Annotated in this window: 2 protein-coding genes and 1 pseudogene; 2 read left to right on the top strand and 1 reads right to left on the bottom strand. The window is 37.6% G+C overall.

Going from position 1 to position 4,931, the window contains the following annotated elements; translation table 11 throughout:
* A partial coding sequence (locus UF75_RS24690; RefSeq protein ID WP_045577170.1) for a DUF262 domain-containing protein occupies positions 1 to 1,454 on the top strand: 1,454 nt, incomplete at its 5' end.
* A 448-nt stretch (positions 1,455 to 1,902) separates the two neighbouring features.
* A complete protein-coding gene (locus tag UF75_RS24685; protein WP_045577169.1) occupies positions 1,903 to 2,625 on the top strand; it encodes a hypothetical protein in 723 nt (240 codons plus the stop codon).
* 1,097 nt (positions 2,626 to 3,722) lie between these two features.
* Here the strand turns inward: UF75_RS24685 and glmS are convergent.
* Positions 3,723 to 4,931 (bottom strand): annotated as a pseudogene (gene glmS / locus UF75_RS24680) (glutamine--fructose-6-phosphate transaminase (isomerizing)); the annotation flags it as partial.

Here is a 4,931-nt window from a genome sequence, read left to right as displayed (position 1 = left end):
ATGGTCAGCAAAGGTTAACTGCTCTGTATATCGGTCTTATGGGAACTTATGCTTACAAGCTACCAAAAAAACGCCACGGTAATCCCTGGGCGTATCCAAAGCGAAAACTCTACTTAAACCTAAGAACCGCTTCTGAGCTTTCAGACCGTCAGTACGATTTTCGATTTTTAACGGAATCGGAAGCTCAAGTTCAGAATGAAAATACCTATTGGTTTGAAGTCGGGAACATTTTAAACTTCGAGGAATTCCAAGTTAACGAATACCTTCTTGAGCATGATGTGTTAAATGTAAACAACAAAGAAAAATCGTTATTTGGAAACCGCACTTTGTTTAGGTTACATTCTGTAATACACAAAAACCAAATAATAAACTTTTACTTAGAAAAAAGTAATGATTTAGATAAAGTTCTAAACATTTTTATTCGCATTAATAATGGCGGAACAAAATTGAACTACACAGACTTACTACTATCCATTGCTACTGCTCAGTGGAAAAATAAAGATGCTCGTGAAGAAATAAACCGATTAGTAGACGAAATCAACAAAATCGGGGATGGATTCAATTTTGATAAAGACTTTATACTTAAGGCTTCCCTTGTGTTAGCTGATTTCTCAAATATTGCTTTCAAGATTAATAACTTTAAAAAAGAAAATATGCTCAAAATAGAAGAAAAGTGGGATGAGATATCCGAGTCTATAAAATCAGCAGTATTACTTGTTTCTACTCTTGGATATAACCGTGAAACGCTGACTTCCCATAACTCGGTTATTCCAATTGCGTATTATTTACTTAAATACGGCTGTCCCTCAAACTTTGAACAATCAAATAAATATAAAGAAAATAGAGCTGTTATTCACAAATGGTTAACAAGGTCATTACTAAAGCGAGCCTTCGGGGCTCATCCCGAAAATGTATATAGGTCGATACGGGAGGTCATTGGAACTGATGCTACAGATGAATTGTTTCCCCTAAATAAAATTATGGAAAAGTTCAAGGGGAACGAAAAGTCTATCGTATTTGATGACGATGAAATCGAAAATTTGTTTATTTATCAATATGGTCAACCGTATACTTTCTCGGCTCTAGCACTTTTGTACCCCACGCTAGACTACAGAAACAAGTTCCATATCGACCACATTTTTCCGAAAAGCTTATTTAAAAAGAGTACTCTAATAAAAAAAGGTATAGATGAGGCAAAAATCGATGCATATTTAGAAAGTTTTAATAGCTTAGCTAACCTTCAACTAATGGAAGGACTCCAAAATCAAGAAAAGTCGGATACAGATTTTAAAGATTGGCTAAAAAATACCTATTCCGATGAACAGAACCATAAGCACTACATGGCAATGAATTTTATACCTGAAGATATCGACCTTTCTTTAGAAAACTTTGAGGAGTTTATAAAAGAACGTCACAAACTTATGAAACTAAAGTATGAAAACATTTTGCTTTAAATACACTGAGGCTAGTTTTACAATTGAGGGCAAACTCATACAACACTTCGAAATGACTAAGCGAATAAGCTGTAAAAACAAAGAGAGGATTTTTTTGTCCCCTCTTTTTTGCTAGTTAGTATGTCGTTTTGTTGTTTAGCCATACATAATTTCATTCTGGCAATCACAAGCTAACTTTCATCAAAGCCTCCACAAGTGACCCCTAAAGTTGACATCCAAGTATAAAAAAGGAAGTAAAAGCTGTGGCTCTTTGAAATATGTGATAAATTTGACCACTTTTATTATGGCCAACATCATTTAAGTAAGATACAATAAAATAAGATTAAGTTAGTACAAGAAACATCCGTTATAGTGGTTTATATATGTTAAGGGGTTGAATAAGTTTTTGGACGGTTTATATTATCAGAAATGTATTTTATTTAAAATTAATATGAAAAGAGGTATCTAATTGGAACAAAATACGCTAATTTCACCAATTATTACTGCATCAGCTGCTTTTACTGGGGCTGTTATTGCCCAAGTTATTTCGCACTGGTTTTCTGTTAGGCGTGAATTGAAGAAAGAGCGAAAAACAATTTATCAAAATTATTTTGCTCCAATTGTACCTGAGTTGTTTCTTTATATTGATTCGATGACTCATTTTTACGGTGGTAACAAAAAAGTCAATGTTAACGAGGAGGAATTTAAAACCCACATAATAGACCATATATCTAAAAACCTTCGATATGCTAGTCCAAGGGTTTTATCTTTGTTTAATTCCGTTAACAAATACAAATATATGGATGATTTATCTGGTTTTAATAAGGAAATTCAAGAATTGGAACTTTTACTAGGGGTCCTAGATGAATATTACCATCTAGCAAAAGAGAGCAAGATACTTGAGAAGAAAGAATTAGGGCAAATATTAAGCTATCGTGTAAATTATTTATTTTGGCTTTGCGTACTTAACTATTGCCAGTGGCCTAAGAAGTCAGTATGTATAACTGCTTATAAATGGTTACTCGACGATACTAAATATAACGAAGATTTACTAAAAACAATTCGCAATTTAACAAATGCTGAGAAATGGACAGATGCTTTGAATTACTTTGTTAAATTAACCAAAAGTGAAAAAGAGAGCTTAGAACTAAAAGAGGTTATCTTTGAACGTTTCAAAGATATGAAGCATTAAAGAGTATATTATTCCTGTATTAGGACATATAAAAGGGATTCTGATATTGAAACCCTTGATATTTTGGCAAGGGTTTCAATGTAAATAGCCATCGAAAAAAAACCCATATTACGAAACGTACCTCTACACTACATGAGTCCAAAAAATCTCAGGCAAATTGCTTGAGATTTTTTTCTGTACCTAACTTTAATAATAATGAAAATATTATTTTTCCAGAATTAGATATTGCTCTAAAATAACTAAGGCATAATTGGGAAGCATAAATTTTCCATATGCAATTAGAAGCATATCTTTTCCGTTTGGAAATTTTATGGTTCAAATCACATCACTTATTGAATATTTCGGTGTGACAGAGCCGCCGATACGCTCTTGGCTGAGCCACCTTTACGCTGAAAATGAGCCACCAGTTGAATGAACTCTGTTAACAGTCAATCCACGGGACCCCAAAGATAGACTTTACATGGGGCTGAGGATGCTACCCTGTACCAAGGGATGGGGCTTACCCAAGAGGAATACTTCCATATGAGCCACAGCCCTCGACCCATTGAAGCATCCAAAGCAGGGTCCCATGTCAAGTCTTCCCCAGAGTATCTCACACTGCGAGGGGGTGGCTCTGGTCTAGAGTGAAGGTGGCTCAGTCTTTGCGTATTGATGGCTCTCACGGAGCATATTATTCACACTTATGGGTAAAATAATGATATTAGTGGAGGCGAGGGGACTTGCACACTATTTTTACTCCATCCTCAGCTCAGCCTAACGGACGAACAATCGAGACGTTACTACGTACAAGAACTATTACTTTTAGCTCACAAAATGTAGAAGCTCAGATTTAATTCTTTTTCTGAGTAATCCTTCTGAAATATAAGTATAATTTATTTATTCACCAAAAAGCAGGTATTGGAACTTAAATCGTCTAATACCTGCTTTATATTTAGTTATGACAAAACTAATTTCAACTTGATAAAACTATATTTCAAGATATCAAATCCGTACATTAACTTTTTCTCCAAACTTTTTGATTATAGTCCCAAACTTTTTGATTACAGTCCCAAACTATTTGAGTTCCCACAACAACCTTACAAATTAATAGATCCACCCTACTCCACCGTCACGCTCTTCGCCAAATTCCTTGGCTTATCGACGTCACACCCTCGTGCCACGGATACATAGTAAGACAGAAGTTGAAGCGGTATCACTGTTAAAATCGGAGAGAGCTCATCAAGGGTCTCAGGAATATAGATCACATGATCGACAGACTTCGTCAAGCTGGTGTTGCCCTTGTAGGTCAGTCCGATGACTCGGGCATCCCGAGCTTTGACCTCTTTGACATTTGAGATCGTTTTATCATAGACATCCCGTTGAGTAGCCAGAGCAATGACAGGGGTATTCTCGGTGATCAGTGCTAATGTGCCGTGTTTTAATTCTCCTGCGGCATAGGCTTCCGCATGAATATAGGAAATTTCTTTTAATTTCAGAGAGCCTTCCATAGCAACGGCCCAGTCTAACGAGCGGCCGATGAAAAAAGCATCTTCCACATTAACAAAGGATTTTGCTAACTCTTTAATCAGACTCTCTTGATCTAGCACCTCTTGTGCCTGTGCCGGAATCTTCTTCAGGGCTGAGATAACTTCCCCGATCTTTTTCGAAGACAGGGTTCCCTTGACTTGGGCCAGATAAAGTCCGAGTAACACCATTCCTTCTAGCTGAGTAGTATAGGCTTTGGTAGAAGCAACCGCAATCTCTGGACCTGCCCAAGTAAAGATCACATCATGAGCTTCACGAGATACTGTGCTACCCACAACATTCGTAACGGCTACCACGCGCGCTCCTCGGTTTTTAGCTTCTCTTAGCGCTGCTAAAGTGTCCGCTGTTTCTCCAGATTGGCTCACCACCACGACGAGGGTATGCTCATCTACGAGCGGAGATCGATAGCGGAACTCAGATGCAATGTCCACTTCTACTGGGAGGCGAGCCCAGCGTTCAATTAAGGTTTTCCCGACTAAGCCGGCATGCCAAGCTGTACCGCAAGCGACAATATAAACCTTGTTAATTTGCGCAAGTTCTTCAAGAGTCAGATCGACTTCCTGAAGAACAATTCGTTCCTCTTCCAAGCGACCCAACATTGTATCTTTTAAGGCACGGGGCTGCTCATGAATTTCTTTGAGCATGAAATGCTCATACCCACCTTTTTTCAGCTGCCACGGCATCCCATTTTACGTCAAAGACTTCTTTCGTCCGGGGAGTTCCTTCAAAATCCGAGATTTTTGACCCCGATCTTTCGTTATGACAACCATTTTCGCCGTCAT

Source organism: Desulfosporosinus sp. I2 (assembly GCF_000960765.1).
Classification (GTDB): Bacteria; Bacillota; Desulfitobacteriia; order Desulfitobacteriales; family Desulfitobacteriaceae; genus Desulfosporosinus.
Note: the sequence above shows the minus strand (reverse complement) of the source record. Positions and strands in the feature narration are given on the sequence as shown.